The 26,362-nt window shown below is 64.4% G+C and carries 27 protein-coding genes and 2 tRNA genes; 2 read left to right on the plus strand and 27 right to left on the minus strand.

The annotated features are described in order from the left end of the window. Positions 1–10 precede the first annotated feature (10 nt). Positions 11–211 (minus strand): dodecin family protein, encoded by a 201-nt coding sequence (locus ACW73L_RS10330; protein ID WP_498921828.1) that lies wholly within the window; start codon positions 209–211, stop codon positions 11–13. A gap of 378 nt (positions 212–589) precedes the next feature. Further along, positions 590–826, minus strand: a complete 237-nt coding sequence (locus ACW73L_RS10335) for a DUF2934 domain-containing protein (protein WP_139556383.1) — start codon at positions 824–826, stop codon at positions 590–592. A 587-nt stretch (positions 827–1,413) separates the two neighbouring features. On the opposite strand from ACW73L_RS10335, the gene ACW73L_RS10340 reads away from it, so the two are divergent. Continuing rightward, the gene (locus ACW73L_RS10340; RefSeq protein WP_498921829.1) at positions 1,414–1,578 is read left to right on the plus strand and encodes a hypothetical protein; all 165 of its coding nucleotides are present in this window, start codon (positions 1,414–1,416) and stop codon (positions 1,576–1,578) included. Between the two features lie 582 nt (positions 1,579–2,160). Here the strand turns inward: ACW73L_RS10340 and ACW73L_RS10345 are convergent. From ACW73L_RS10345 to gltX, 4 genes are all read right to left on the minus strand, one after another. Continuing rightward, positions 2,161–2,322, minus strand: coding sequence for a hypothetical protein (locus ACW73L_RS10345; protein ID WP_201276122.1), 162 nt, complete (start codon positions 2,320–2,322; stop codon positions 2,161–2,163). A gap of 100 nt (positions 2,323–2,422) precedes the next feature. Next, positions 2,423–2,498 (minus strand) — tRNA-Glu (locus ACW73L_RS10350). Between the two features lie 27 nt (positions 2,499–2,525). Beyond that, positions 2,526–2,601: transfer RNA gene (locus ACW73L_RS10355), tRNA-Ala, on the minus strand. A gap of 42 nt (positions 2,602–2,643) precedes the next feature. Then, a complete protein-coding gene (gene gltX, locus ACW73L_RS10360) occupies positions 2,644–4,053 on the minus strand; it encodes a glutamate--tRNA ligase (RefSeq protein WP_498921830.1) in 1,410 nt (469 codons plus the stop codon). A 546-nt stretch (positions 4,054–4,599) separates the two neighbouring features. Here gltX and bamJ point away from each other — a divergent pair. Continuing rightward, entirely contained in the window at positions 4,600–5,322 is a 723-nt protein-coding gene (gene bamJ / locus ACW73L_RS10365; RefSeq protein ID WP_498921831.1) for a BamJ family beta-barrel-assembly machinery protein, read from the plus strand. A gap of 84 nt (positions 5,323–5,406) precedes the next feature. Here the strand turns inward: bamJ and ybgF are convergent, their stop codons facing one another. The 21 genes from ybgF to nuoE form a co-directional block, all read right to left on the minus strand. Beyond that, the gene (gene ybgF, locus ACW73L_RS10370) at positions 5,407–6,324 is read right to left on the minus strand and encodes a tol-pal system protein YbgF (RefSeq protein ID WP_498921832.1); all 918 of its coding nucleotides are present in this window, start codon (positions 6,322–6,324) and stop codon (positions 5,407–5,409) included. 3 nt (positions 6,325–6,327) lie between these two features. Continuing rightward, complete coding sequence (gene pal / locus ACW73L_RS10375; protein WP_498921833.1) at positions 6,328–6,876, minus strand: peptidoglycan-associated lipoprotein Pal; 549 nt, start codon at positions 6,874–6,876, stop codon at positions 6,328–6,330. A 72-nt stretch (positions 6,877–6,948) separates the two neighbouring features. After that, on the minus strand, positions 6,949–8,256 hold the full coding sequence (gene tolB / locus ACW73L_RS10380) for a Tol-Pal system beta propeller repeat protein TolB (RefSeq protein WP_498921834.1): 1,308 nt from the start codon (positions 8,254–8,256) through the stop codon (positions 6,949–6,951). 1 nt (position 8,257) lies between these two features. Continuing rightward, on the minus strand, positions 8,258–9,616 hold the full coding sequence (gene tolA / locus ACW73L_RS10385; RefSeq protein ID WP_498921835.1) for a cell envelope integrity protein TolA: 1,359 nt from the start codon (positions 9,614–9,616) through the stop codon (positions 8,258–8,260). Further along, entirely contained in the window at positions 9,613–10,050 is a 438-nt protein-coding gene (gene tolR, locus ACW73L_RS10390) for a protein TolR (protein ID WP_498921836.1), read from the minus strand. The genes tolA and tolR overlap by 4 nt, the downstream gene beginning before the upstream one ends. Continuing rightward, complete coding sequence (gene tolQ, locus ACW73L_RS10395) at positions 10,047–10,724, minus strand: protein TolQ (protein WP_498921837.1); 678 nt, start codon at positions 10,722–10,724, stop codon at positions 10,047–10,049. Before tolQ ends, tolR begins: the two co-directional genes overlap by 4 nt. After that, entirely contained in the window at positions 10,714–11,139 is a 426-nt protein-coding gene (gene ybgC / locus ACW73L_RS10400; protein WP_498921838.1) for a tol-pal system-associated acyl-CoA thioesterase, read from the minus strand. Before ybgC ends, tolQ begins: the two co-directional genes overlap by 11 nt. Continuing rightward, complete coding sequence (gene ruvB / locus ACW73L_RS10405) at positions 11,136–12,164, minus strand: Holliday junction branch migration DNA helicase RuvB (RefSeq protein WP_139556375.1); 1,029 nt, start codon at positions 12,162–12,164, stop codon at positions 11,136–11,138. Before ruvB ends, ybgC begins: the two co-directional genes overlap by 4 nt. Before the next feature lie 13 nt (positions 12,165–12,177). After that, the gene (gene ruvA, locus ACW73L_RS10410) at positions 12,178–12,774 is read right to left on the minus strand and encodes a Holliday junction branch migration protein RuvA (RefSeq protein ID WP_498921839.1); all 597 of its coding nucleotides are present in this window, start codon (positions 12,772–12,774) and stop codon (positions 12,178–12,180) included. Continuing rightward, on the minus strand, positions 12,771–13,277 hold the full coding sequence (ruvC, locus tag ACW73L_RS10415) for a crossover junction endodeoxyribonuclease RuvC (protein ID WP_498921840.1): 507 nt from the start codon (positions 13,275–13,277) through the stop codon (positions 12,771–12,773). Before ruvC ends, ruvA begins: the two co-directional genes overlap by 4 nt. A 100-nt stretch (positions 13,278–13,377) precedes the next feature. Continuing rightward, the gene (locus ACW73L_RS10420) at positions 13,378–14,124 is read right to left on the minus strand and encodes a YebC/PmpR family DNA-binding transcriptional regulator (protein ID WP_498921841.1); all 747 of its coding nucleotides are present in this window, start codon (positions 14,122–14,124) and stop codon (positions 13,378–13,380) included. A gap of 646 nt (positions 14,125–14,770) precedes the next feature. Next, positions 14,771–16,219: an NADH-quinone oxidoreductase subunit N gene (locus tag ACW73L_RS10425; protein ID WP_498921842.1), complete on the minus strand. Its 1,449-nt coding sequence runs from the start codon at positions 16,217–16,219 to the stop codon at positions 14,771–14,773. After that, the gene (locus tag ACW73L_RS10430) at positions 16,216–17,700 is read right to left on the minus strand and encodes a complex I subunit 4 family protein (protein ID WP_498921843.1); all 1,485 of its coding nucleotides are present in this window, start codon (positions 17,698–17,700) and stop codon (positions 16,216–16,218) included. Before ACW73L_RS10430 ends, ACW73L_RS10425 begins: the two co-directional genes overlap by 4 nt. Continuing rightward, positions 17,700–19,535 carry an NADH-quinone oxidoreductase subunit L gene (gene nuoL / locus ACW73L_RS10435; protein ID WP_498921844.1) on the minus strand — a complete coding sequence of 612 codons (1,836 nt, stop codon included), beginning with the start codon at positions 19,533–19,535 and terminating at the stop codon, positions 17,700–17,702. The genes ACW73L_RS10430 and nuoL overlap by 1 nt, the downstream gene beginning before the upstream one ends. Before the next feature lie 12 nt (positions 19,536–19,547). Continuing rightward, positions 19,548–19,856, minus strand: a complete 309-nt coding sequence (gene nuoK, locus ACW73L_RS10440) for an NADH-quinone oxidoreductase subunit NuoK (RefSeq protein WP_498921845.1) — start codon at positions 19,854–19,856, stop codon at positions 19,548–19,550. Then, complete coding sequence (gene nuoJ, locus ACW73L_RS10445) at positions 19,853–20,353, minus strand: NADH-quinone oxidoreductase subunit J (RefSeq protein ID WP_498921846.1); 501 nt, start codon at positions 20,351–20,353, stop codon at positions 19,853–19,855. The genes nuoK and nuoJ overlap by 4 nt, the downstream gene beginning before the upstream one ends. 10 nt (positions 20,354–20,363) lie before the next feature. After that, positions 20,364–20,879 carry an NADH-quinone oxidoreductase subunit NuoI gene (nuoI, locus tag ACW73L_RS10450; protein WP_498921909.1) on the minus strand — a complete coding sequence of 172 codons (516 nt, stop codon included), beginning with the start codon at positions 20,877–20,879 and terminating at the stop codon, positions 20,364–20,366. 50 nt (positions 20,880–20,929) lie between these two features. After that, entirely contained in the window at positions 20,930–21,886 is a 957-nt protein-coding gene (gene nuoH / locus ACW73L_RS10455) for an NADH-quinone oxidoreductase subunit NuoH (RefSeq protein WP_498921847.1), read from the minus strand. Next, on the minus strand, positions 21,883–24,579 hold the full coding sequence (nuoG, locus tag ACW73L_RS10460) for an NADH-quinone oxidoreductase subunit NuoG (protein WP_498921848.1): 2,697 nt from the start codon (positions 24,577–24,579) through the stop codon (positions 21,883–21,885). The genes nuoH and nuoG overlap by 4 nt, the downstream gene beginning before the upstream one ends. Then, positions 24,579–25,856, minus strand: coding sequence for an NADH-quinone oxidoreductase subunit NuoF (nuoF, locus tag ACW73L_RS10465; protein WP_498921849.1), 1,278 nt, complete (start codon positions 25,854–25,856; stop codon positions 24,579–24,581). The genes nuoG and nuoF overlap by 1 nt, the downstream gene beginning before the upstream one ends. Beyond that, entirely contained in the window at positions 25,856–26,359 is a 504-nt protein-coding gene (nuoE, locus tag ACW73L_RS10470) for an NADH-quinone oxidoreductase subunit NuoE (protein WP_498921850.1), read from the minus strand. Before nuoE ends, nuoF begins: the two co-directional genes overlap by 1 nt. Positions 26,360–26,362 lie beyond the last annotated feature (3 nt).

Raw genomic sequence — 26,362 nt, forward strand, 5'->3', positions numbered from 1 at the left:
CGCTGCGCCACTACTCGAGTTCAAACGTGATCTTGGCATTGATTCGGTAAGCCGTAATCCGGCCGTCCGCAACCTTGGCCTCCATTTCCTTGACGTAAATCGAGCGGATGTTGCGCAGTGTTCGGGCCGCCTTGTCGATGCCATTCTGCGCCGCGTCTTCCCAGCTTTTCTCCGACTCCGCGAGAATCTCGACCACTTTCAGTACGCTCATGACACATTACCCCTCTGAATCCGCGTTACAAACCATTGGAACTGCGCGGATAGCCGCGATCGCCGGGCCTGAGGCCCTGCGGGCTCCAATGCCGTCACGATAATGCGTGCCGGCCGGGTCTGACATTGACGAAACTCAATCTGGGGGTAAGGGAACGTTACGGGTTGCGCAGGCGGATTCATTGCCGAGCTTCGAAGCGAAACGACACCGAGCATCGATATCCGGCGGCTCGGGGTTCTGCGCCACGAGTTCAAGCTCGTTATCCGGCTTTCGGCGATGAAAAATGGACAGCGTTTACGCTGTCACCGCATCCGCAATGGCGTCGCAGGGGCCCTGCCACAGGATGGATCCGGAAGGTGACAAGGCCCCGCGGTAACGTCAATCCCTGAGCACGTTCGGTGTGCGGCCCCTGTCGAAAACGGAATCCACTTCGTGCTCGGCTGCCAGCCAGTCTTCCTGTTCATGCCCCGGTTCGAACCCTCTCCGCGCGGCCCGCGCATAGGCTACTCGCGCAATCCTGGCTTCGCGCGTCAAACGCCTGGCAAGCTCGATGCTCAACTGCGAACTCTGCCGCTGCAACCATTCAGCTGCTTTGCTTCCGGTCTCCACGCTCATGCTTTGCCTCCAGCGAATCTTGATTGGAACACTTCGCGTCCAGCCCCCCGTTCTAATGAACGCTCCTGCTTCCCTACCCGCTGTCGGGCGAACGGACAGGCAAAGTTACCGCCTCGGCAACGGCCTCGCCATCCGTACTACTACGGAGTGAGTCCTGAAGCATAAGGAGTACACGGAAGTCCAGATGCCCAACTCCGGACTGAAAAGCCTCTCGGGGACACAGGACCTGCCATCGAACCGTCTTCAACACCGAGACGTCCTGACGGACATTCCGACACTGTGGGTACTCCTTCTCGCGATCTCCTTCGCCCTCTGCGCCCCCTACGAATCCAACCAACCTGTGAGCTATTCCAGTTGACTCAGGGCCGGGCCCAAATTCTGATCGGCAGGCATTAGCTTACTCCCCGATGCGGATTCTCCCGAGTGACGGACCTGTTCCTTCTCCGTTACCATCGAGCCCCATACCGAAAGCTGACGGATCGAGAGATTCGATCGACTGTCAATGTCGGCGCCATCCCCCCAAGGCTCACCGTCTGCGAACGGCTTTCGGTACCCAACAACTCGCCATGATCCCCTTAAGGCACAGCATGGGCACCAGAACCAACCCGGACTCCCTGGACGATCTCCCGGACGAACTCTTTGCCGATTACGGCAAGCTTGACGACAAAGAAGACAGGGCAGGTAATCTTTGGCCGTCGCACGCATTCGACGTGGAGACCGAACACGATCCAATCAGCAGCGGCGACCGCTAGAAATCTGGTGACCAGGGCGTTTCGCCCGTTAATGCGAGCACGCATCGTAAGGGCTGGTCGATATCCTGCGGTTCCTGGCGATGGTCTGCTGCTTCCCTTTTGCGCTGCTGGTCTGGCTGAGCAACCTCACAGCACCGAGATGCCCGGGTTGTCGGCATCTCATGCGAAAGCATCGATAACTCCCGAGCGCCAGAGCGGTTGTAGGCCGAATGCGACATCCTTATCCCCAAACTTGTCCGGCTTTTCGTGGATTTACCCTTTTGAAATACAGGGCAACCCAAGGGCTCGCAGGCGTCGCAAGGAGGAGTGATTGCGCGAACCGTTGAGCGCACCTCGCATGGGCCGTGCCCTCTAGGGACGATTATGAGCCCTGCCCGTTCGCTACTGATTCGTTACTCGAGTCGAGCGTCAACAAGCGGAAACTGGCGGCATGTGAGCGCTCTGTGCACTACACGCTGGCAGGCGTCCGCCGCCGTACATTTCGTAACGAATGGCGACTGGGACAAGCGGGAAACCTTAGATTGCCATGGAAACCGCCCAAACGAAGCAGAGCAGCGGTTGGGGGAGATCAACCGACGGTGGCTACTTGTCGGTGGACGGCGATTCCTTGGCGCGATCTTCGATGCTCTTGCCCAGGTGCTGCAAATCCTTGCCGAAACCGGACCAAGTATTGCAGGCGGTCATAGGCAGGAAGAAAACCAGCCAGATGGAGAATTTCAGCAGAGTCCGAGCAATCGATGCCATCGTGCAGGCAACCTCGAAGCAGCTGGAAAATCGCGTCAGAATGGGCTCCGCCCATCTGCCCGAAAACGACTCGATGCGCCGATCAAGTCGTCTTTGTCATTGGCGTCCCCAGGGGGATTCGAACCCCCGTCGCCGCCGTGAAAGGGCGGTGTCCTGGGCCTCTAGACGATGGGGACAGGAACAGATACTTACGCGGTTGAGGATGGTGGAGCCAGGGAGGATCGAACTCCCGACCTCAACAATGCCATTGTTGCGCTCTCCCAGCTGAGCTATGGCCCCAGCCGCGTAAGCCGTGCATTATAGCAGCCCTGCTGGACTTGTCTACCCCAAACCAAGCGCCCGAACGAATTCCCTGGCCCGGTCGATGCGACACAGGGTCTTCTCGCAGCCCAGCAATTCCACCGTCACATCGATCGGCGGCGATACACTCGTCCCTGTCACGGCGACACGCAACGGTTGGGCCACACTGCCAAGTTTGACGCCCAGGTCCTCGGCCGTAGAGGCCAGCACCCCATGTATGGCCTCGCGCTGCCAGTCCGACAGATCCGAAAGCGCCGCCCGCAACGCCTCCAACACCCGCGGCGCGTCGCCGGCGAAATTCTTCTGCGCGGCCTTCTCGTCGTACGCGGTGAACTCGCGGTAGAAGAACGCGCTGTGCCTGGCCATGTCGACCAGGGTCTTGCAGCGTTCCCGCTGTGCCTTGACGATCTCGACCGGATCAGGACCGTCGGTCGGATCGATGCCCAGTTGGCCCAGATGCCAACGCAGATGATGGGCGACATGCAAGGGGTCGCCGTGCATCAGGTAGTGATGGTTCAGCCACAGCAGCTTGTCGGGATTGAAGCTCGAGGCCGAGTGGTTGATCTGGCCCAGATCGAACAGTTCGATCATCTCGTCGAGCGAGAACACTTCCTGATCGCCGTGAGACCAACCCAGACGGACCAGATAGTTCAACACCGCCTCCGGCAGATAACCGTCGTCCCGGTATTGCATCACGCTGACCGCACCGTGGCGCTTCGACAGGCGCGAGCCGTCCGCGCCGAGAATCATCGGCACATGCGCATACCGCGGCAGCGGCGCACCCAATGCCGCCAAAATGTTCATCTGGCGTGGCGTATTGCTGAGGTGGTCGTCACCCCGAATGACATGCGTGATGCCCATGTCGAGATCGTCCAGGACGACGGTAAAGTTGTAGGTCGGTGTCCCGTCCGAGCGCGCGATGATCAGATCATCGAGTTCGGCATTCGAGACCAGCACCTGGCCGCGCACCATATCCTCGATGGTAACCTGACCTTCGTCAGGATTGCGGAACCGCACCACGGGGTCGACGCCCGGGCGCGGCTCGCTGCGGTTGCGGCAGCGTCCATCGTAACGGGGTTTCTCCTTGCGGGCCATCTGATCCGCCCGCATGGCATCCAGTTCCTCCTTGGTGCAGTAGCATTTGTAGGCCTTGCCCTCATCGAGCAACTGTTGTGTGACCTGGCGATACCGGTCGAAGCGTTCCGTCTGGTAAAACGGCCCTTCGTCGTACTCCAGTCCGAGCCACGTCATACCTTCGAGGATCGCATTGACCGACTCGGCGGTTGACCGCTCCAGATCGGTGTCCTCGATGCGAAGTACGAAGGTCCCGCCATGCCGGCGAGCATAAAGCCAGGAGAATAACGCGGTTCGCGCCCCACCAATGTGGAGATAACCCGTCGGACTGGGGGCGAATCGAGTGCGTATCGTCATTGTTACGGATCCTGCGATGGTAGGGTCAGCTCGGCACGCTCATCCGCTTCTGGGCATGAGGCGATAGCCAGTGCGTCGGAACGGCGCCGCTATCGGAATATCCCACGCGTTGAGCGCAACAAGCGATAGCTGCGACCGAGATACGGGCTGCGCTGCAGCAGTCGGCGGCAAAACCGCCGGGCCTCGCGGGCTCCGTGCGTCGCCGCCGGGTCAAAGCCAGCGCGGATGATGTCCGCTTTGGGCCGATCGATCAAGGGGGAGTTGAGTCCGAAGGCCCGACCCAGGAACAGAGGGACCCCTGTTTTCAACGCTGCCCGTTCTCTGCGGAGCGTCGGACACCGTTCCAATCCAGTATCGCCCGCAAGGCTCGGCCCGGCGAGCCGATGAGTGCACGCTGCGGCACATCCTGCGACAATGTTGCGCCGCGCTGGGCGCTGGCGACAACAGGGAGGAGTCCTTGCGAAGGTCTCGATCCCCACCATGCCGCGCTCGCGACAGGAAGCCAAGGAATCCTTTACCCACATGCCCACTACTGAAGGAGCGAGAATGAAACATGTTCTGACCGTCACGGCCTCGATCATCGGGCTCACCGGCGTGGCTTATGCCGACGAGGCCGCATTCAAGGACGAAAAGGACCGCGTGAGCTACAGCATTGGCCACCAGATCGGCGGCGACTTCAAGAAGCAGGGCGTCGAGGTAAATCCCGAGGTCTTTACGAAAGGCATTCAGGATGCCATGTCCGGCGCCAAATCCGCCATGACCGATGAAGCCATGGCCAAGACGATGGCTGATCTGCGGAAGAGCCTGGCCGAAAAGGCGCAAGCCGCGCAAAAGGAAGCCGGCGACAAGAATCTGAAGGCTGGGCAGACCTTCCTGGAAGAAAACGCCAAGAAGCCCGGCGTCGTAACGCTGCCCAGCGGTCTCCAGTACGTCGTCGTCACGGAAGGGAAAGGCGCGAAGCCGAAGGCCAGCGACACCGTCAAGGTGCATTACAAGGGGACGCTCACCGATGGCACCGAGTTCGACAGCTCGTACAAGCGGGGCGAGCCGGCCTCGTTCCGTGTGGATCAGGTCATCAAGGGCTGGACGGAGGGCCTGCAGTTGATGGGCGAAGGTTCGAAGTGGCAGCTCTTCATCCCGGCCGCTCTAGCCTACGGCGAAGCGGGCGTCGGACCGATCCCGCCGAACAGCACGCTGGTGTTCGAGGTGGAGTTGCTCGGCATCGAAAAGCCGGCCGCCGAAGCCAAGGCCAAACCGAAAAAGAAGTAGGAACACGCGGACAGGGTCCCGGCCCGGTCCCCGTAACCGGCGGCGCGTCCTCGACGGCCGCCGGCTACACCAATCATCGCTCCGCTATCGCCCTTCCTGCTGCATCCGCTCCAGCCGCTTTTCCGCAAGCTTTGCGGCACTGGAGTTCGGATAAGTCCGCATGACCTCGCTCAGCGTCGCGCGAGCCTGCGCGTACTGCCCGATGTCGTAGTCGATGAAGCCGAGCTTCAGCATGGCATCGGCGACTTTCGAACTCTGCGGATAGCTCTTGATGACCGTGTCGAAGGCACTGCGCGCCGCCGCTGGGTCTTTCGTCACGTAAAAAGCTTCAGCCAGCCAGTACTGCGCGTTGTCGGAATATTCCCCACTCGGGTATGCCGTCAGGAATGCCTTAAGCTCCCGTATGGCCTCCGGATAGCGGCCTTCCTTCAGAATACCGAAGGCCTTCTGGTAAGCCGCTTCCCGTGGTGCGACAGCGGGCGGAGCCGCTGCCGCCTGCGCAGCGGCCGGATCGGCAGGCGTTGTCCCGGGAGCCGGAGCCTGCCCTGGAACTGCTGCCGCCGGATCGGTCGGCTGCCCAGGTATCGGCGCACTGCCGTCGCCGGGCACCGTGCCGGGCGCCGCACCGGGAGCGGGCGGAGTCAGCGCCTGAACCTGTGCCTGCAGGTCGGTCTGCGCCTTGCCGAGTTGCTGTAGCTTCGCTTCGACGTCGGCGAACTCCTCCTTCTGCAGCTTCTTGACCCGCGCGACTTCGTTGGTCGCTTTCTCGAGTTCACCGCGCAGCCGCTGTACCTCGGACTGCAGCCGATCGACTTGTTCATTGATGCCGCTCAGGGCTTGCCCGGAGAGTTTCTTCTCGAGCTTTTCCACGCGGCGCTCGAGCGTATCGACCCCGTACCCGGCAGCACGATCGTACACGTCGTAAGGTTCCGCTGCCCGCAAGGCGCCGGCTTGCATCGCCAGACCCAGCCCCGCCACTACCACGATCAGGTATCCACGCATCGATTAACGTCCCGTATAGTTGATTTCGACCCGGCGGTTGCGCTGCCAGGCGACCTCGTCATGCCCGAAGTCGGCCGCCTTCTCCTCGCCGTAACTGACGATCTGCAACTGGCCTTCCGACACGCCCTGCAGTCCCAGCATGCGGGCGACCGCCCTTGCCCGCTGCTCTCCCAGCCCAACATTGTATTCGGATGAGCCGCGCTCATCGGCATGACCCTCCAGCGTTGCGACACGCTTCGGGTTGGCGCTCAGAAACGCCGCGTGTGCGTTGACGAGCGGCACGTACTCCGGCAGTACGTCGTCGCTATCGTACTCGAAATAAATCACGCGTTCAGACGGGGCCCGGTAGCCCATGGCGGCATCGGCTGCTCCACGCGCACGCTGCTGCCCCTGCGCCGCCGCGTCGGCGGGGTCATAGCGGCCGACTTGCGCCGCACCGCCGCGCCCGTAGCCTGTCGGGGCCGCAGCATCAGGCTTGGTCTCGGTGGAACTGCACCCCTGAAGCGAGACGACCAATGCCAACGCCGCGCCATTCCAAAACCTCAAGGCCATCGTGCCTCCTCGCGCCCTTCGCGCCTCATGTAAAACCGCACAGTCCCTGGTCGCCGGCACGCACTGCCATGACTACTCCCGGGGCGACCAGGCCGGCTGGCGCGCGTCGGCCGGGCCGATCTGCAGTACCTCCTCCCGGCCACCGGCAAGCGGCGTCGCCACCAGCCGCGCGGCGCCGTCGATGCGCGCCGAATACAGCAGCATGCGGCCGTTGGGCGAGAAACCGGGCGACTCATCCAGTGGGCCGCGACTGACGTGCGTCAGCGCCCCCGTCCCCAGGTTCATCACCGCAATGCGATAGCGACCGGCGGATCCGTTCACCATCGCCAGGTAACGGCCGTCCGGGGAGTACACCCCGCGTGCGTTGTAGTCCCCCTCGTAACTGATGCGCTGGGCCTGTCCGCCGGCTGCCGACATCCGGTAGAGCTGGGGGCGTCCGCCCCGATCGGACGTGAACACGATGCTCCGCCCGTCGGGCGACCAGGCCGGCTCGGTGTCGATCCCAGGGGAATCCGTCAGCCGGCGCAGCGCGCGACTGTCGATCGCCATCACATAGATGTCCGGGTTCCCGTCCTTGGACAAGGTCAGCGCCAGCTCCTGTCCGCCGGGCGACCAGGCCGGCGCGCCGTTGATCCCCTTGCGCTTGGACACGACGACCCGGGCACCGGTGGCGAGTGTCTGCACATACACGGCCGAACTCCCGTCCTCGAAGGACACGTAGGCCAGACGGGTGCCGTCCGGCGACCAGGCCGGGGACATGATCGGCTCTCGCGAACTCAAGACGGTATGTGCTCCAAAACCATCCGCGTCGGCGATCTGCAGCTGGTATTTCCGCTCCTGCGCGCTGCGACCGCTGACGGTCACGAAAGCCACCGGAGCGGCGAACCCACCGGCCTCCCCGGTCAGCTGCTGGTAGATGATGTCCGCAATACGATGCGCGGCGCGGCGTTGCTCGGCGCCCGCAAAGGGCAAGCGCTGCTCCAGCAGTGGCGCATCCTTCAGCACGTCGTAGAGGGAGAACTCGGCCACGTAGCGATCGCCACCGCCCGGCTGCACCCGCCCGATCACCAGATAATCCTGACCGAGAGTCTGCCAGCTACGGAGCCGGACCTCCGACGGCTGCGTCGGCTGCTCCAGCATCGCGCTTACGGGCAGTGGCGTGAACCGCCCGCTGCGCTCGAGATCGGCGGCGACGATGGCGCCGATGTTGTCGCCGCCCTGGGCACCACCGAACGGGACCACGGCAATCGGCGTCGCACCCTCTGCGCCCTCGGTAATCTTCAGCGACACCTCGGCCATCGCGAGACCGAGCCAGCAGATGCCCGCTACCAGGCACAAGAAGCAGGCTGCGAAGCGACGACGGGAATGGGGCTGACGCATGCTATTCGGGTTGAAAGGTGATCTGGAAGGAACGCAACCGTGCCGACACGCGGGGATCGGGCGGCATCGGCAAGGGTGAGGCCTTCATGACCGCGGCTTCGGCCGAACGGGCGAACGCCGCGTCCCCGGAACAACTGCCGAGCACCACGCCGGTAACCTGCCCACCGGCGTCGGTACTGACGCGCATTTTACAGGACATACCGCGGCCCGCTGAAGGCGGCCGGACCCAACGGGCCTTGATGCGCGGCTTGATCTTGCTAATCGCCCATTGCTGGGCGGCATCATCGATACGGGCCTCATCCCCGGCCTCGGCTTCCTGCGCCAGTTGTTCGCGCAGGGCCCGCTCGCGTTCCTGTCGTTCCCGCCGCTCCACGGCCGCGGCCCGCTCTTGAGCGTCCTTTTCCAGCCTCTGCTGCAATTCGGCTTCGGCCCGGGCCTGCGCGGCCTGTTCCTTCGCGGCCTTTTCAGCGGCGGCCTTCGCTGCAGCTTCAGCCTTGGCTCGTGCCGCCGCCCGTTCCGCCTGCTCCTTCGCGTCCCGCTCCGCCTGCCGCCGCGCTGCCAGTTCCGCCGCGGCCTTGTCCCTGAGTTCAGCTTCTTCTTTGGCCCGAGCCGCCAGCGCAGCGCGCTCCCCGGCCTCCCGTTCCGACTGGGCGCGGACAGCCGCCTCGCGCTCGGACTTCGCAGCAGACTCCCGTGCCGCTTTCTCTCGCGCAGTCCGCTCGGCTTTCTGCACTGCTTCGGCGTGGGCGCGACTTTCGGCCTCGGCTTTCATCCGTGCGGCCTTTGCGGCCTGCGCCTCGCGCTCAGCCTGGGCCGCCGCCTCGTGTTCCGCCTTGCGGAGCCGCTCGGCTCGCGCACGCTCGGCCTGTTCCTTGGCAGCCCGCGCCTGAAGCTCCGCCTGCGCGCGGGCCGCGTTCCGGGCCGCCTCGTGTTCCAGCGCGCGACGGCGACGCTGCGCTTCCTCATCCCGTTCCTGCGCCCGGGCCTGTTGGCGCGCCTCCTCGTTTCGGCGGCTAGCCGTAGCCTTTTCGGCAGGATCCGGACTCGACGGCGCTGTCTCTTCGGGAGGCACCTCGACCGGGCGCACCGCCTGACCACCTGCGTCTTCAGGACCGGCCGCCGTTGCGGGCTCCTCGCGAGGTCTAGCTTCGGGTGGCGCCGGGATCGAACGCGGCGGTTTCGTGCGCGACTTCACCGGCGCGGACTCGACGACGTGAGCCTCGATGATTTCAGGTTGGGCGGGCGGCCTAACCTCCGTTACCCGGTCGAACCGCAACACCAGTAGCATCAGCAACAGGAGGTGCACCAGGACCGACCACCCGAACGACACGGCCCAGCCGCGCGCGGACGGTGCGGTCATTGCTCGATTGGGCGTGTCATCAGGCCGACGCTGGGCACACCGGCCTCCTTCAGCGCTGCCATCACCGTGATCACGCGACCGTAGTCCACGGCCCGATCGCCCCGTATCAGCACGGCCCGGCCCGGTTTGCGGGCGAGCGCCGCCTGAATCTGACGCGTCAAGGCCTCTGCCGCGACCGGCCGATCACCCTGATTGCCGACGTCGACGAACAGGTTGCCCTGTGCGTCGATGGTTACCAGAACCGGGAATTCCGCCTGAGCGTCGATGGGTTTGGCGTTGGCGTCGGGCAGGTCGACGTCCACTCCGGTCTGCAGCATCGGCGCCGTGACCATGAAGATGATCAGCAGCACCAGCGAAACGTCGATATAGGGAACGACGTTGATTTCCGACATCGCCCGGCGCCGGCCACGGCCGCGCGTCCGCGGAGCGTTCATTGCGCGTGCGCCTGACGGTGCAGCAAGCTCAGGAACTCGTCGGCAAAGGTCTCGTAGCGGTTCGCCAGACGGTCGATTGCCGTGGTGTACCGGTTGTAGGCGACGACCGCCGGAATCGCCGCGAACAGGCCCATGGCGGTCGCGATCAGCGCCTCGGAGATGCCCGGAGCGACCATTGCCAGCGTGGCCTGCTTGACATTCCCCAGGGAACGGAAGGCATTCATGATTCCCCAGACCGTTCCAAACAATCCGACGTAGGGGCTGGTCGAGCCAACCGTCGCCAGAAACGGCAGGTGTTCGTCGAGCAGTTCCACCTCCCGCGTCAGGGCCACCCGCATCGCGCGCTGCGCGCCGGAAATCAGGGCCTCCGGCGTGATGCCCGCCTGCTGACGCAGTCGGGCGAACTCCTTGAACCCCGCCCGAAAAATGCTCTCGACCCCTTCGCTTTCGTGCTCGTCACGAGAGAGCTCGCGGTACAGCGCCGTCAGATCGATACCCGACCAGAAGCGCTCTTCGAACGCCTCGCAGTTTGCCTCGGCCCGTTTGATCTCCCGGTACTTGCCGAAGATGAACGTCCACGACACGATCGACACGGCCAGCAGCGCCAGCATCACCAGTTGCACCACGAAACTCGCGTGCGCGACCAGTTCCAGCAGCGAGGTTTCAGGCGACATCGCGGATCCGCTCCAATAAATGATCGGGCATGGCCATCGGGCGAAAGCCATCCGCGGACAGGCAGACGACGCGCACGCGGGCTGTGCAATAGGCATCGCTGGCGGACTCAGGCGGGTAAACGGCCTGTCGAAAGGTCAGGCTGACACGCTTGATGTCGTCGACATCGGCGGTGACCAGCAACTGGTCGCCGAGGCGCGCGGGCCTCAAGTAATCGACCTCCATCCCACGTACGGCGAACACCAGACCCTCGGTTTCCTGCAGATGGGTCAGCTCAAGACCGAGTGCCCGCAGGCGTTCCGTTCGCGCCCGTTCCATGAAACGGAGGTAATTCGCGTGATAGACGACGCCGCCGGCATCCGTGTCCTCGTAGTAGACACGAACTGGCCAGGTAAAGCGCGCCGCAGCGGCGGTCAAAACAATTCCTCGGTCGCGCCCGCGAAGCGCGGCGGCTCCAGGCCGAAATGCAGATAGGCGCTGCGCGTCGCGACGCGCCCGCGCGGCGTGCGCATGATGAAACCCTGCTGGATCAGATAGGGCTCCAGCACGTCCTCGATCGTGCCGCGTTCCTCGCCGATCGCTGCCGCGAGGTTGTCCAGACCGACCGGGCCGCCGTCGAACTTGTCGATCATCGTCATCAGGAATTTGCGGTCGAGTTGATCGAATCCGTGCGGATCGACTTTCAGCATCTCGAGCGCCTTGCCGGCCACCTCCAGCGTCACTTCGCCGTCGGCCATGACCTGCGCGAAATCGCGGACCCGCCGCAGCAGCCGGTTCGCAATCCGTGGCGTACCGCGCGAGCGCTGGGCCACCTCGCGGCTGCCCTCGGGCGTCATGGCCAGCCCGAGAATACGGCCCGAGCGCGTGACGATCTGCGTCAGTTCGTCGACCGAGTAAAACTCCAGTCGGTGCACGATGCCGAAGCGGTCGCGCAGCGGCGAGGTCAGCAAACCGGCGCGCGTCGTTGCACCGACCAGCGTGAAGGGTGGGATGTCGAGCTTGATCGAGCGGGCGGCCGGACCTTCCCCGATCATGATGTCGATCTGGTAGTCCTCCATCGCCGGATAGAGCACTTCCTCGACCATCGGGCTCAGCCGGTGGATCTCGTCGATGAACAGTACGTCGCGCGGTTCGAGGTTGGTCAGCAGTGCGGCAACGTCGCCGGCCTTTTCCAGGACGGGGCCTGAGGTGTGCCGGATCTGCACGCCAAGTTCGTTGGCGACGATGTTGGCCAGTGTCGTCTTGCCGAGTCCGGGCGGACCGAAGATCAGCACGTGATCCAGCGCCTCGCGACGTTGCAGCGCGGCCTGGATGAAGATTGCCATCTGCTCGCGCATCGCGGCCTGGCCGACGTAATCGTCAAGCCGGCGCGGGCGGATCGCTCGGTCGATCGCTTCGTCGTCGGAATCGGCGCCGGGGCTGATCAGGCGGGACTGCGTCACGGCAATCCGCTACTTATCGAGCGGCCGCTTGCAGCGCGGCGCGGATCAGGTCTTCGCTGGTCTTGCCCTCAGCCGGTATGGCCTGGACCAGCGCGCTGGCCTCGGCCGGGCGAAAACCCAGCGCCAGCAGCGCGCTGATTGCCTCGTCTGCAGCGCCCCGCGGTTGCTGCGTGACCGCGCGCGCCGGCAGGTCAAGGCCGGCTGGAGTCTGCGGCAGCCGGTCGCGCAGTTCGATGATCAGGCGCTCGGCCGTCTTCTTGCCGATGCCGGGCAGGCGCACCAGACGCGCGGTGTCCTCGGCCAGCACGCAGCGCTGGAACTCGTCGGCGCTGACACCGGACAGGATGCCGAGCGCCAGCTTGGCCCCGATTCCGGTCACCCGGATCAGGTTGCGGAACAGCGCGCGCTCTTCCTCGGACAGGAAGCCGAACAGGCTATGCGCGTCTTCCCGAACGACGAGATGCGTGAACAACAACACCTCGACGCCGGGCTCGGGCAACTGGAAGAAGGTCGACATCGGCGCATCGACCTCGTAGCCAACGCCACCGACATCGACCAGCACCGAAGGTGCGCGTTTTGCGACCAGCTTACCGCGTAGAAAGCCGATCATCGCCCCACCCCGGCGACTCGCTGCATCCGGCGCCGTGTCTGTTGATGATGCAGATGGCACAAGGCCACTGCCAGCGCATCGCTGGCATCCAAGGTCAGCGGTTCCTTGTAAGAGAGCAGAATGCGAACCATGTGTTGGACTTGCTGCTTCTCGGCGCTGCCCTTTCCGACCAGCGCCAGCTTGACTTCACGGGCAGCATATTCGTGCACCGGCAGGCCGGCGGCGATGCCGCCGCAGATCGCCGCGCCCCGCGCCTGGCCCAGTTTCAGCGCCGAGTCCATGTTCTTGTGGGCGAACACCTGCTCGATCGCGATCTCGGTGGGCGTATGCTCCTCGACAACCTGGAAGATGCCCTGGTAGATCTGTCGCAGACGCTCGGGAAACGAATCGGCTTCGGTCTTGATGCAGCCGCAGGCGACGACGGCCAGGCGACCGGGGAATTCGTCGACCACACCATAACCGGTGATGCGGGAACCCGGGTCGATGCCCAGTACGCGCGTCAAACGGCGACCGCCGGGCCGCGGCCCGCGCTGCAAGGGGAAGTTGTCGCGTCAGCCTCGGGCATTGCCGTTCGCGGTACGACCGTCAATACATACACCCGCTTCACGCGATCTTCGCAAGAATCTCTTCGCTGATGTCGGCATTCGAATAGACGTTCTGCACGTCGTCGAGGTCCTCCAGGCGTTCCAGCAGGCGGATCATCTTTTCGCCGTCGGCGGCGTCGAGCTTGCTCGCGGTGTTGGCCCGCATCGTCACTTCGGCATTCTCGGCGACAAGACCTGCTGTGGTCAGCGCGTCGCGCACGGCCTCGAACTGCTCCGGCACCGTTAGCACGTCGACGGATCCATCGTCGTTCGTGATCACGTCGTCGGCACCGGCATCGAGGGCCGCTTCCATCACCCGGTCTTCCTCGACCCCGGCCGGAAAGCTCAGCTGCCCGACCTTGGTGAACAGATAGGCGACCGACCCGTCGGTGCCCAGGTTACCGCCCGCCTTCGAAAAGGCATGCCGGACTTCAGCGACGGTGCGGTTGCGGTTGTCGGTCAGGCAATCGACCATGACAGCGACGCCGCCCGGCCCGTACCCCTCGTAGCGCACTTCCTCGTAGTTGTCGCCTTCCCCGGCCCCCGCGCCCTTCTTGATCGCGCGGTCGATCGTGTCCTTGGACATGTTCGCGGTCAGGGCCTTGTCCACGGCTGCCCGCAGCCGCGGGTTATTGGCCGCCTCGGGACCGCCCTGCCGCGCCGATACCGTGATTTCCCGGATCAGCTTCGTGAACAGCTTGCCGCGCCGCGCATCCTGAGCCCCTTTCCGGTGCTGGATGTTCGCCCACTTACTATGACCTGCCATGCTCCGTCACTGTCTGTTTGCCGAACTAGAGCGCGCGATTGTAACACCTCCGCGACGGGCAACCCGCCCGGAGCGTGCTCAAGGGAGATCTGCGGAACCAAGCCGGCAACCGTTATTCGGACGCCCGCTCGCTCGATCCGGCCATTGGCAAATCCGAGGGTAGCAACGCAGCGGCAAGCGTCGCTCAATGCGCTTTCCCTCGACCCGAGCGGTTGCAATTCGCCACGGCTTGGATGAGAATGATTCGCAAATAAGCCAGTCGGAGTAGACCCATGCCGCGACCTCCTCCTATGGAAAACATGGAAGCAGCGCTGTCATTTCTGCTTCGCTCCTACGCGCGTCGTCCCTGTCCCAACACTGCCAGAAAGATCGTCGCCTGCCTACAGGAATTGCGGATTCGGTATTGCGCGTTTCTGACATGGGACACGCGCTACGCGTACCAATGTCTGCATGCGGCTTTCCTGGCGCGTTCATGAAGGTGGCCGCCGGCACCGGGAATCCTTCTCGGTCGACCGGATAAAGAATTCAGGCGGCAGAGTCATCAGCCGGCTAAACTCTACCGGTCGCGCGCAATCGGCAGTCGCACAATTACTCGGGCCCTATTTCGGATGAACGATCGTGCACTGCGGCGTGTCGCATCCGGGCGTTAGCGCAGCGCCTCGGCCGCGAGAAAGTCGATCAGACTCGCCGGGAACAGCCCTAGCAAGGCGATGGAAAGCCCCAGAAACGCCAGCGCCGCCTCGGTGCCGAGGCTCACCCGCAGCGCTCCCGATGGCCCGGGTGCCGTTCCTTCTCCGACGGACGCGGCCATCCGGAAGATGACCCGAAGGTAGTAATAGAGGCCGAGGCCGCTGCCGACGACGAACAGCCCGAGCAACGGCCACAACGCCGCGTGACTCGCCGCGATAAACAGATAGAACTTCCCGATAAACCCGGCCGTCAGCGGAATACCCGCCAACGACAGCAGGGACAGTGTCAGCAACAGCGCGATCGCGGGCCGTGTCCAGAACAGTCCGGCGTAGTCGCCGATTTCCTCAGCCTCCCGATCGGCCGGGCTCATCGCCGTCATCACGCCGAAGGCCGCCAGTGTCGTCAGGGTATAGGCAGCCAAGTAGAAACCCAGCGTTTCGGCGGCGAGCGCGGGACCGATCCGCTGCATGGCGATGACGGCCAGCAGCAAATACCCCATGTGGGCGATCGAGGAATAGGCCAGCAAGCGTTTCAGATTGTGCTGCGCCAATGCTGCGAGATTCCCGACCAGCATCGAGGCCCCGGCCAGCGTACCGAGGACCGTCTCGGACATCGGCAAGCGCGCCAGCGGGGTATCGACGCCATACCGCAGCAACACGGCAAACACCGCGCCTTTAGACACGGTCGCCAGCAGCGCCGTGACCGGCGCCGGCGCGCCCTGATAGACGTCGGCGGTCCACAGGTGAAACGGAAAAAACGACAGTTTGAACCCCACACCGACGAGGATCAGCACCGCACCGGCCTGCATCACCGCTGTAGCGGCCGGTGCGGTACCACCGAAGGCCAGACTCCCCGTCTCAGCATAGACCAGTGCCATGCCGAACAGCAGGAAGCCCGACGCCACCCCTGAAAGCACCAGATATTTCGTCGCGGCTTCCAGCGCGCGCGCATCGCGCGTCGCATAGGCGATCAGCGGGAACAAGGAGATGCTCAGGGTTTCCAGGCCCAGAAAGAACGAAGCGAAGTGCGTACTGGCCGCGAGCACCGAGGCGCCCAGCAATGACGTCAGCAGCAGCAGATAGAACTCTTCCGGCTGCTCGGCACGCTCCCGCAGATAATCGCGTGCCAGCAGCACGACAATGATCGCGGCCAGGCAGAACAAGGCGATGAAGAACAGCGCATAGCCATCGATGCGCAGCAGTCCGGTCACGTCCCGCGAGCCCGTCCCGGCTGCCGGAGCCAGCGCGAGCAGCGTCGCGGACAGTCCGCCGAGGGCTAGCCAGACGGCTTCTGCATGATCGCGGCGGAACGCGATCCACAACAAAACGACGACAGCCGTCGTCCCCAGCGTGACAATCGGCAGCAGCGCGGTCAACTCGGCCGACCCGATAGCTGCTGCACTCATGGTGGCGGATCCTCGCCGCTGTACGAGAGTTCCATAACCGGCGCCATAGCCCATTTCGCGACCGTCAATGCGGGCAACGGATACAGGCCCAGCCAGAGCGTGGCCAGCATCAACACGCCGAAGGCCGCCAACTCACGCCCACCGCAATCAGACAGGCGGTGCGGCTCGAGACAAGTCCCCTGAAACACGCGCTGCATCAGGATCAGAGAATAGACCGGCGCGACGACCAGGCCCATTGCGGCAATGGCGGTGATCACCGGGCTGACGAGATATCCGCCCTGCAATACCAGAAACTCGCCGACGAAATTGCCCAGCCCCGGAAGACCAAGGGCAGCGACGGAGAAAAACAGCGCGATCGCGCCCATCCGCGGCACGTCCGCCCACAAGCGCCCCATCCGACGCATGTCGCGGGTGTGAATGCGCTCCTGCAGTCCGCCGGCCAGCATGAACAATGCGCTGGCGCTGATGCCGTGCGCGAGCATCGTCATGACGGCCCCGTCAATGCCTTGCTCGTTCCAGGCGAAGACACCGACCAGCACGAAGCCCATGTGGCTGATGCTGGTGTAGGCAATCAGGCGCTTCATGTCATCCTGCCCGAAAGCCAGCCAGCCGCCGTACAGGATGCTGGCGACGCCCAGCCCTTGCGCAACCGGCGCGAATGCGGCAGCCGCTTCGGGAAACAGCGGCAGCACGAAACGGAGCAAGCCATAGGCCCCGGTCTTCAGCAGCACGCCGGCCAGCAGCACGCTGCCGCCCGTCGGCGCCTGCGTGTGCGCGTCGGGCAACCAGGTATGAAACGGGACCGCAGGCAGCTTCACCGCAAACGCGACAAAGAAACCCAACATCAGCCACCGCGCGACGTCACCGTCGAGCTCGGCGTTCAACAAGGCGGGATAATCAAAGGTGAAAATGCCGGTATTCTGATGATGCAGCAACACCAGGCCGATCATCGCGAGCAGCATCAGCAGCCCGCTGAGCTGCGTGAACAGGAAGAATTTCATCGCCGCTACAGTGCGGTCTTCATGCCCCCAGATAGCGATCAACAGCGCCATCGGTACGACCATCGCTTCCCAGAAGACGAAAAACAGGAACAGGTCCATCGCCAGGAACACGCCGAGCACACCGGCCAGGGTCCACAGCAGGTTGCAGTGAAAAAAGCCGACCCGATCCCGAATTTCGGTCCAGGATGCGGCCACGGCCGCCGCGCCGAGCAGCACGGTCAGCACCGCCAGAGCCAGACTCAAACCGTCGAGCGCGAGATGAAACCCGACACCGAACCGCGGGATCCAGGTCGCGTAAATCTCCGACAACCAGGCTCCATCGGTCGGCGAGACCGCGGGACCGAAATAGGGCAGCAGCAACAGTCCGACCAACGAGATCGCCGCCAGCGCGATCCAGCGCGGGGCATCGGGACCGGCACGTTCCCCGTACCAGGCCGCCAGCCCGCCCACCGCCAGGATGGCAATCAGTAAAGCCAGCATCACCACCAGGCTCCCAGCGCGACCACCAGCACGGCGCCGCTGACGAGGCTGGCAACGTACCACCGGAGCCGTCCGTTCTGCGCCGCCGAGGCCTGCGCATGGCCAGCGCTCGCCAGCGCCGCGATGCCGCGGTACACCCCGTCGATACCGTCGCGCTGATTGATTCGAGCGAACCACTTGAACGGTTCGACGAACGCGCGCGTGTACAGCCAGTCGAAGCCCCAGCCGCTGAACCAGAGCCGGTACAGCGACTGGCCCAGGCCAGAGGCCATCAGGTTGTCGCTGGAATACAGGCGTTGCCAATAAAAGGCCGCCGCAATCGCGATACCGACGAATGGCGCAAACGTGCTGATCAAGCCGATCCCGTCAGGGGGATGAGGCACGACCGCCGTTTCTCCGAACACGCTCGCCAACGGAATTACCCAGAACCCGCCCAGCAGCGAAAGCCCGCACAACACCAACAGCGGAAGCTTCATGCTCAATCCGAGCTGCTCGCTCGCGTGCGTGTTCGCGCGCCCGAAAAACGCGACGAAGAGGAGCCGGGCACTGTAGAGTCCCGTCAGCATCGCGCCGAACAGGCCCCCGGCCCACAGCCATGCGCCCCCCCTGCCCTCGTACGCGGCGAGCAAGATCTCGTGCTTGCTGTAGTAGCCCGACGTGAATGGCAGGGCCATCAGCGCCGCGCTGCCGAAAACGAAGCTCCAGAAGGCGACCGGCAGGCGTTGGCGCAGCCCTCCCATCCGGAAGATGTCATGCTCGTGGTGGTAGCTATGGATCACCGCGCCGGCGCCCAGAAACAGCAGCGCCTTGAAATAAGCGTGAGTCATCAGATGAAACACCGCCGCGGGCCATGCGCCGACACCGAGGGCCAGGAACATGTAGCCGATCTGGCTGATCGTCGAATAGGCAAGGATGCGCTTGATGTCGGTCTGGGTCAGCGCGCTGAAGCCCGCCATCAGCAAGGTCAAGGTACCGACCACCGCGACCAGCAACATGACGTCGGGAGCCAGTTCGAACAGACTGTGCATGCGGGCGATCAGGTAGACCCCGGCCGTCACCATCGTGGCCGCATGGATCAGCGCACTGATCGGCGTCGGTCCTGCCATAGCGTCCGGTAGCCAGGTCTGCAGCGGCAACTGCGCCGACTTGCCGACCGCACCGCCGAGCAAGAGCAAGGCGGCCAACGTGGCCGTCGGATCGCCGGATGTCCAGTGATTAAACGCCGCCTCCATCAGCGGCTGGATGTCCAAGGTCCGCAATTCCGCGAACAGCAGGAACAGGCCCAGCGCCAGCGCGGTGTCCCCGACCCGCGTCGTCACGAAGGCCTTCCGTGCCGCAGCACCGTTCGCAGGCTCCGGGTACCAGAAGCCGATCAGCAAATAACTGCATAGACCGACGCCTTCCCAACCCAGGTACAGCAGCACCAGATTGTCGGCCAGCACCAATATCAGCATCGCGGCGACGAACAGGTTCATGTAGGCGAAGAAGCGCGCGTAACCGGGATCGTCCGCCATGAAGCCGGCGGAGTAGACATGGATCAGAAAGCCGACGCCGGTCACGATGAACAGCATCGATAAAGACAGGGCATCCAGATACAGCGCGAAATCCGGTCCGAGTTCCCCGGAACGCAGCCAAGTCCACAACGTGACCGTGACGGGCTCCAGCGAGCCGCCCAGGAATTGGCCTCCCACCATGCCGGTCAGCAAAGCGGCCAGCCCAACCGAACCGGCTCCAACCCACGGCACGGCCCGGCGCGGCATCATCCCCTGGCCGAAGATCAGCGCGAGGCAGCCGAGCAGCGGACAAAGCGGAATCAGTGGCAACAATCCCTGCATCGGTGGTCTCCGTCAGCCCTTCATCTGGCTTAGCGCGTCGATGTCCAGCGTGCGGAAACGCCGGTAGACCTGCATGACCAGACCCAGCGCCACGCCGACCTCGGCCGCGGCCAGGCTCAGCACCAGCAGCAGCATGATCTGGCCGTCCGCCTGGTCCCAACGCGAACCCGCGACGATGAAGGCCAGTCCGGCGGCATTCAGCATGATTTCGAGAGACATCAATACCGAGATCAGATTGCGCCGCACCATCACGCCGATAAGTCCGAGCGCGAACAGGATGGCCGCCAGCGCCAAACCGTGCTCCATCGGTATCGCGTTCATCGCAGCCGGTCCCCGCGGCGCGCCAGATGATAGGCCCCCACCAGACCCGCCAGCAGCAGCATCGAGGCCAGTTCGACCGCCAACACATACGGTCCGAACAACCGGATGCCGACCTCCTTGGAGCTGACGACATGGCCGGTTTCCGCTGCGGACCCCGTTGCAAGCACCCACAACAGTTCGGTCAGCAACACGCCTGCCAGCACTGCCGGACCACGCCAGCTTCCGGGCTGCAGCCAGACCCGCTCCTGTTCGATGGTCCGCTGGCCGAGGTTCAGCAACATCACGACGAACAGGAATAACACCATGACGGCGCCGGCGTAGACGATCACCTCCAGCAGCGCGGCGAAATAGGCCCCCATCAGGTAAAACACGACTGCCGATGCGATCAGCGACAGTATCAGGTACAAGAGCGCATGCACCGCGTTCAGCTGGGTGATGACCAATACGGTCGAGATCACGGCGACGGCCGCGGCGGTGTAGAAAAGCATCAGCAGCATGCCTGTTCCTTCATGGCAGCAGGCTGTGGATATCGATCGGGGGCGCTTCATGCTCCCCCTCTCCCTTGTCCTTACCACCGATACTCTTGCCGGCGACCCGGTAAAAGTTATAGTCGTGGTACTTGCCAGGGCCGTCGATCAACAGATGCTCCTTCTCGTACACCATGTTGCGCCGGTCGTATTCGGCCATCTCGAAGTCCGGGGTCAGCTGGATCGCGTAGGTCGGACAGGCTTCCTCGCACAGCCCGCACAAAATGCAGCGCGAGAAATTGATGCGGAAGAATTCGGGATACCAGCGGCCGTGCGCGTCCTCGGCCTTCTGCAGCGCGATGCACGCGACCGGGCACACGACGGCGCATAGGTTGCACGCGACGCAGCGTTCCTCACCGTCCGGGTCCCGCGTGAGCACGATGCGCCCGCGGTACCGCGGCGACAGCGCGGGTTTCTGTTCGGGGTACTCGACCGTGTCGGCCCGCGTGAAGGTATGTCCCAGCACCCGCCACAGCGTTCGGAACTGACTCAGCACAAGGCCCAGCACGGCCCGCCCCTGCATAGCGATCTGCCGCAGACCGGCCATCAGGCAGCACCCCCGACCCACAGCACCAGCGCCCCGGTCAGCATCAGGTTGAGCAAGGCCAGCGGCAGCATGACCTTCCAGCCGAAGGCCATCAACTGATCGTAGCGGGGTCTCGGCAACGCACCGCGGATCAGGATGAACAGCATGACGAAAACCGCGGTCTTCAGCACGAACCAGACCACGGGCGGCAACAACGGACCGTGCCAGCCGCCGAAGAATAGCGTCACCATCATGGCCGAACTCAGCGTGATGCCGATGTACTCGCCGACAAAAAACATGCCGAACTTGATTCCCGAGTATTCGGTATGGAAACCCGCGACGAGTTCGTGTTCGGCCTCGGGAAGGTCGAACGGCGTCCGGTGGCTCTCGGCCAGCGCCGCGAGAAAGAACACCGCGAATCCCAGGCATTGCGGCACGATGTACCAGAGATTTTGTTGGGCCTCGACGATGACCCGCAGGTCGAAGGTGCCGGCCAGCATCACCACCCCCATGACTGACAGGCCCATGAAGACCTCGTAGCTCAGCGTCTGCGCCGAGGCGCGCAACGCGCCATACAGCGAATACTTGTTGTTCGATGCATAGCCCGCGAGCACCGCACTGTAGACCGATAGCGACGACAAGGCGAGGAAATACAGCAGCCCGAAATTGAAGTCGATGATGCCGACGTCCGGTGCGATCGGCACGACCGCGAAAGCGGTCAGCATGGTGACCATGATGACGGTGGGTGCGAAAACGAACACGCCCTTGTCGGCGAAGGGCGGAACCCAGTCTTCCTTGCTGAGGATCTTGATCATGTCGGCCGCGACCTGCAGCAGGCCCAAAGGTCCTAGCCGGTTCGGGCCCAGCCGGTCCTGCCAGACGGCCAGCAGCCGGCGCTCGACCCAGATCAACACCGCGGCCGTCGCGATCACGGCCCCGAGGATCAGTCCGATATTCAGCGGCGACCCCACGCTCACGTGCTGACTCCGGAGCCGTGTGGCTCGGCCTTGCGCAATGCCAACGTTCGGGGACAGGGACCGCTGGGCATGCCGGGGAGGCCAACCGGCACGCCAATGGTGCCGGGAACCACGGTGTCGTCGGCCAGCACCGGCAGCACTTCCCGAAAGCCGTCCCAGTTCAGCTCCACGGAATCGGCATGTCCCAGCCGAGCGAGATCGCTGGGATGCAAGGCGACATAAGGCGCCGGGATGCGCTCCATGACCGATTCGGCGCGCGCCGAAAGTGCTTCGCTGCCGAACACGTGATATCGCGGAACCGTGAGCCACACGCCGGGCTCGGCGGCTACGGCTCTGGGTATCTCGGTGAACCAGGGGGCTGCACCTCGCTGAACCGGCTCAAACAGCCGGACGCCCGGATCGCCTCCGCGCAGTGCGCCGCCGACCTCGCCCTGGAACTTGGCTATCGACTGGCCGTTCGAGTTCCAACCCGGCGCCCAGCTGTAGGTTCGCAGCGCCGCCGGCGCATCGAAAGCATCACCCTCCATCGTGAACGCCAGGGCCGAGTCGGTGTCGTCTTGCGGCTGCGGCTCGCGGATATCGATATGCGCGGAAGCCGCCGTCCGCCCGCTGCGGCGGTGCGTCTGTCTGGGGATCTTCAGCCCATCGATCCTGAAATCCGCGCGGGGCGCCGCATCGACCATCCGGGCCAGGACTGGAATGGCCGCCGCGCAGGCCCCTGTGACCTCGTCCAGGCACTGCCAATCGTGTCGGGGATGTGCCTCGGCGAGCCAACGCCAGCTATCCATCGCTGCGCCGCGCGGCGACATCGCCGCGAAGAACCGCTGCGCCCTGCCCTCGCCGTTGACGAACGTTCCCTCGGTCTCGGCGAAAGTGCCTACCGGCAGCACGATCTGAGCTCGGTGAGCGGTTGCCTGCGGCGAGTGATCGAGCAGTACCGTTTCCCCCACGCGTGACAGGAAGCTTTCGACCGCCTCTGTTCTCGCGCTCCGAAACAAGTCGCTCTCAAGCACGATTGCCGCCGGCACTGATCCGCTCTCTGCACCCTCCAGCGCCTTGCCCAGGCGCTTCGGGTCCAGCAGCATAAGACCCAGGCTGTTGCATTCGGGCACGACGAAGGACACGGATGCCGGCTGCTTGCGGCGGCGACTCAGCGCGCCGGCAATCTGCGCTGCAGCCTCCACGATGGCCGGCTCCCCACTGCCGGTTCCGCTGACCACCAGTGGGTTGCCTGCCCGTTCGAGGGCCTCGGCTATCGACTTGGCGTGTTGCCGGTCCTCGTCGGACAACCCGGAAACGGCAGGCGCCGAAGGCTCCAGCGCATGCGCGATCGCGAAACCTAGCCGGGCAATGTCGGCAGGGGTTCGCCGGACCACGACCTCGGCCAGTTCGTCCAGACGCGTCCCCGTCGTCGCGAGGAGGAACAGCGGGCCGCGGGTCTGCTGGGCCAGTTCGCGGACGGCGGCATCCTGCCACGGCGCGATCTTCAGCTCCGCGGCAGCGGCCAACAGGCAATTTCGAGTGGCTTGGCGGATCGCCAGCGCGAGGCGCGGTGCGGTATTGCCGACGTCCTCGCCCAGTACCAGCACGACGTCGGCCCGTTCGACCTCGCGCAAGCTCGGGCTATGCACCGGCCATGACGCCAGCACGCGCCGTATCGTGTCGAGCATCGCGTAATCGGCGTCAGCACACCCCGCATAGAAGTTCTCGGGCCCGACCAGTTCGCGCAACGCGAAGTTCGCCTCGAGCGAGGCCCGCGGCGAGCCTATCCCGATCGCGCCCTTGAGGATCACATCCCTCAGTCGCGCGCTACCCTCGGCGCGCGTGACCGGCTGACCGTGCAACATCGGTTCGGTCAGACGATCGGCGCAATTCACGAAACCGTAGCCGAAACGTCCCCGGTCGCACAGGAAATAGCCGTTGATCTCCCCGTGATAGCGGTTGATCACCCGCTTCAGCGTGCCATAGCGCTCGCCGGGCGTCGTGTTGCACCCCACGCCACAGTGCACGCAAACGGATGGCGCGGTCTGCAGATCCCACTTGCGCGTGAAATGCGCGCTGAAGGTACGGTCGGTGAACACACCCGTCGGGCAGACCTCGACCAGGTTGCCGCTGAACTCGTTCTCCAGCGCACCGTCCTCGAAACGGCCGAAATAGACCTGATTGCGGGAGGCGAATACCTGCAGGTCATCGCCTCCGGCATAGTCGCGATAAAAGCGTACGCAGCGGTAACAGGCGATGCAGCGGTTCATCTCGTGGTTGATGAACGGGCCGAGGTACTGATTGCGGTGGGTGCGCTTGAGTCCGCGGTACTGCCGGAAGGTGTGGCCGGTCATCACGGTCATGTCCTGCAGATGACACTCGCCGCCTTCCTCACAGACCGGGCAGTCGTGCGGATGATTCGTCATCAGCAGTTCGATGATGCCGGCGCGGAACTCGACCGCAGCCGGCGCCTTCAAGCCGATCCGCAGACCCTCGGCGACCGGTGTCATGCATGCCATCGCGAGACGGCCAGTCGCATCGTTCTCGTCCCGATACTGCACGACCGCGCACTGGCGGCACGCGCCGACCGAACCCAGCGCCGGGTGCCAGCAGAAATACGGCAGGTCCAGCCCCAGCGACAACAGGCTCTGCAGCAAATTGCCGCCGGCGGGGACCTCATGTCGCTCGCCATCGACGACGATTCCGACCATCAGGCGACCTCCGACTGCCGCGGCAAATAGCGTTCGAAATCGCCGCGGAAATGCTTCAAAGCGCTCTGCAGCGGCTCGGCCGCTCCGGGCGCGAGCGCGCAAAAGGTGTTTCCCGGCCCCATCATGCGGCACAGGCGGCCCAGTTGCTCCAAATCCTCGGCCCGCCCATTACCGGCTACGAGGTCTTCGAGCAGGCGCACCGTCCACGGCAGACCGTCGCGGCAAGGGGTGCACCAACCGCAGGACTCCTGCGCAAAGAAACGCTCGAGGTTCAACACCATCTGCACCGGGCAGGTACGGTCGTCGAGCACGATCATCGTGCCGGTGCCCATCCGGCTGCCGGCCTTGGCGATGGCGTCGAACTCCATCGGCAGATCGAGGTGTTCCGGCAGCAGAAAGTCGGTGGACGCCCCGCCGGGCAGCAGGCCGCGGAGCCGGTAGCCGTCCCGCATGCCGCCGGCGTGGTCTTCGAGGATCTCGCGTATCGTCGTGCCCATCGGCAGTTCCCACAGGCCAGGGCGCCGAACCTGCCCGCTGGCGCCGAACAACTTGGTGCCGGCATCTACACTGGCGCTCAGCGCGCGGTACCAATCCACGCCTTCCCTGATGATGTGCGGCACATTGCACAGCGTCTCGGCATTGTTGACGACCGTTGGCCTTCCCCAGAGACCACTGATCTGCGGAAACGGGGGTTTGGCCCGCGGCGTCGCGCGCTTGCCTTCGAGAGAGTTGAGCAGCGCGGTTTCCTCACCGCAGATGTAGCGGCCGGCGCTGCTGTGCAGATGCAGTTCCAGGCCAAAGGACGAGCCGCCGATGTTCGCACCCAGATAGCCATTTTGTTCGGCCTCGCCGATCGCGAGCTTCAGCCGCTGGGCCGCCACATGATATTCGCCACGTAGAAAGATGTAGGCGACGCTCGCCTGCACGGCGTAGGCGGCGATCGCGACACCCTCGATCAGCTGGTGCGGGTCACGCTCCATCAGGTAGCGGTCCTTGAAGGTGCCCGGTTCCATCTCGTCGGCGTTGACGACCAGATACTTTTGCCCCGCGTCGTCGCCCATCGGCACCAGCCCCCATTTGACGCCGGTCGGAAAACCGGCGCCGCCACGGCCGCGAAGTCCCGCGTCCTTGACCTCCTGTTGCACGGCCTGCGGCGACAGCGTCTCCAGAGCACGGGTCAGGCCAAGGTAACCGCCAGTTCGCCGATACTGTTCGAGCGTCGCCGCGGCGCCGTCGGGGCGAACGTTTTGCGTCAGTGGGGTAGCGGTACCGCTCATCACGCCGACTCCGTGCTTGCCGGACCGACCTCGTCGGCGAAGACCGCGTCGATCTGTGCCGGCCTGACATCGTGGCATAGGCGCTCGCCGACCATGACGACCGGCGCATGGTCACAAGCGCCCAGGCAGACGATCGGCAACAGGGTGTACGCACCATCCGGGGTCGTCCCGCCGAGGCCGATGCCGAGCCGCTCCGACAGGCGCTCGCGGACCGCATCGGCCCCGAGCATCCAGCAGCTGACGCTGTTACAGCAGTAGATCACCGTGCGACCCACCGGCTGGCGGAAGATCAGGTTGTAGAACGTCGCGACGGCATCCAAATCCTCGGGCGACATGTTCAGCAAGGAAGCTACGGCCTTCAGCGGCTCGTCCGCCACCCAGCCGCGGTGCTTCTGCACGACCTTGAGCGCCTCGATCGACGCCGCCGACGGGCTCGGGTAATGCGCGAGTTCGGCCTGGATCTCGGCGATTTCGGCCGCGGTCAGGATCGTTTCCGGCGTCATCAT

The sequence above is a fragment of the Methylolobus aquaticus genome (genome assembly GCF_054172105.1).

What these genes read in the sequence shown, in the direction of transcription:
- tolQ (WP_498921837.1), bottom strand. Translation starts at nt 10,724, where the DNA reads ATGTCGCCTGAAACCTCGCTGCTGGAACTGGTCGCGCACGCGAGTTTC.
- ACW73L_RS10330 (WP_498921828.1), bottom strand. Translation starts at nt 211, where the DNA reads ATGAGCGTACTGAAAGTGGTCGAGATTCTCGCGGAGTCGGAGAAAAGC.
- nuoF (WP_498921849.1), bottom strand. Translation starts at nt 25,856, where the DNA reads ATGAGCGGTACCGCTACCCCACTGACGCAAAACGTTCGCCCCGACGGC.
- pal (WP_498921833.1), bottom strand. Translation starts at nt 6,876, where the DNA reads ATGGCCTTGAGGTTTTGGAATGGCGCGGCGTTGGCATTGGTCGTCTCG.
- gltX (WP_498921830.1), bottom strand. Translation starts at nt 4,053, where the DNA reads ATGACGATACGCACTCGATTCGCCCCCAGTCCGACGGGTTATCTCCAC.
- tolR (WP_498921836.1), bottom strand. Translation starts at nt 10,050, where the DNA reads ATGAACGCTCCGCGGACGCGCGGCCGTGGCCGGCGCCGGGCGATGTCG.
- ruvA (WP_498921839.1), bottom strand. Translation starts at nt 12,774, where the DNA reads ATGATCGGCTTTCTACGCGGTAAGCTGGTCGCAAAACGCGCACCTTCG.
- nuoL (WP_498921844.1), bottom strand. Translation starts at nt 19,535, where the DNA reads ATGCAGGGATTGTTGCCACTGATTCCGCTTTGTCCGCTGCTCGGCTGC.
- tolB (WP_498921834.1), bottom strand. Translation starts at nt 8,256, where the DNA reads ATGCGTCAGCCCCATTCCCGTCGTCGCTTCGCAGCCTGCTTCTTGTGC.
- ACW73L_RS10430 (WP_498921843.1), bottom strand. Translation starts at nt 17,700, where the DNA reads ATGCTGGCTTTACTGATTGCCATCCTGGCGGTGGGCGGGCTGGCGGCC.
- ACW73L_RS10425 (WP_498921842.1), bottom strand. Translation starts at nt 16,219, where the DNA reads ATGAGTGCAGCAGCTATCGGGTCGGCCGAGTTGACCGCGCTGCTGCCG.
- ACW73L_RS10340 (WP_498921829.1), top strand. Translation starts at nt 1,414, where the DNA reads ATGGGCACCAGAACCAACCCGGACTCCCTGGACGATCTCCCGGACGAA.
- ybgF (WP_498921832.1), bottom strand. Translation starts at nt 6,324, where the DNA reads ATGCGTGGATACCTGATCGTGGTAGTGGCGGGGCTGGGTCTGGCGATG.
- ACW73L_RS10335 (WP_139556383.1), bottom strand. Translation starts at nt 826, where the DNA reads ATGAGCGTGGAGACCGGAAGCAAAGCAGCTGAATGGTTGCAGCGGCAG.
- bamJ (WP_498921831.1), top strand. Translation starts at nt 4,600, where the DNA reads ATGAAACATGTTCTGACCGTCACGGCCTCGATCATCGGGCTCACCGGC.
- tolA (WP_498921835.1), bottom strand. Translation starts at nt 9,616, where the DNA reads ATGACCGCACCGTCCGCGCGCGGCTGGGCCGTGTCGTTCGGGTGGTCG.
- nuoG (WP_498921848.1), bottom strand. Translation starts at nt 24,579, where the DNA reads ATGGTCGGAATCGTCGTCGATGGCGAGCGACATGAGGTCCCCGCCGGC.
- nuoJ (WP_498921846.1), bottom strand. Translation starts at nt 20,353, where the DNA reads ATGCTGCTGATGCTTTTCTACACCGCCGCGGCCGTCGCCGTGATCTCG.
- ACW73L_RS10420 (WP_498921841.1), bottom strand. Translation starts at nt 14,124, where the DNA reads ATGGCAGGTCATAGTAAGTGGGCGAACATCCAGCACCGGAAAGGGGCT.
- nuoK (WP_498921845.1), bottom strand. Translation starts at nt 19,856, where the DNA reads ATGAACGCGATACCGATGGAGCACGGTTTGGCGCTGGCGGCCATCCTG.
- nuoE (WP_498921850.1), bottom strand. Translation starts at nt 26,359, where the DNA reads ATGACGCCGGAAACGATCCTGACCGCGGCCGAAATCGCCGAGATCCAG.
- ACW73L_RS10345 (WP_201276122.1), bottom strand. Translation starts at nt 2,322, where the DNA reads ATGGCATCGATTGCTCGGACTCTGCTGAAATTCTCCATCTGGCTGGTT.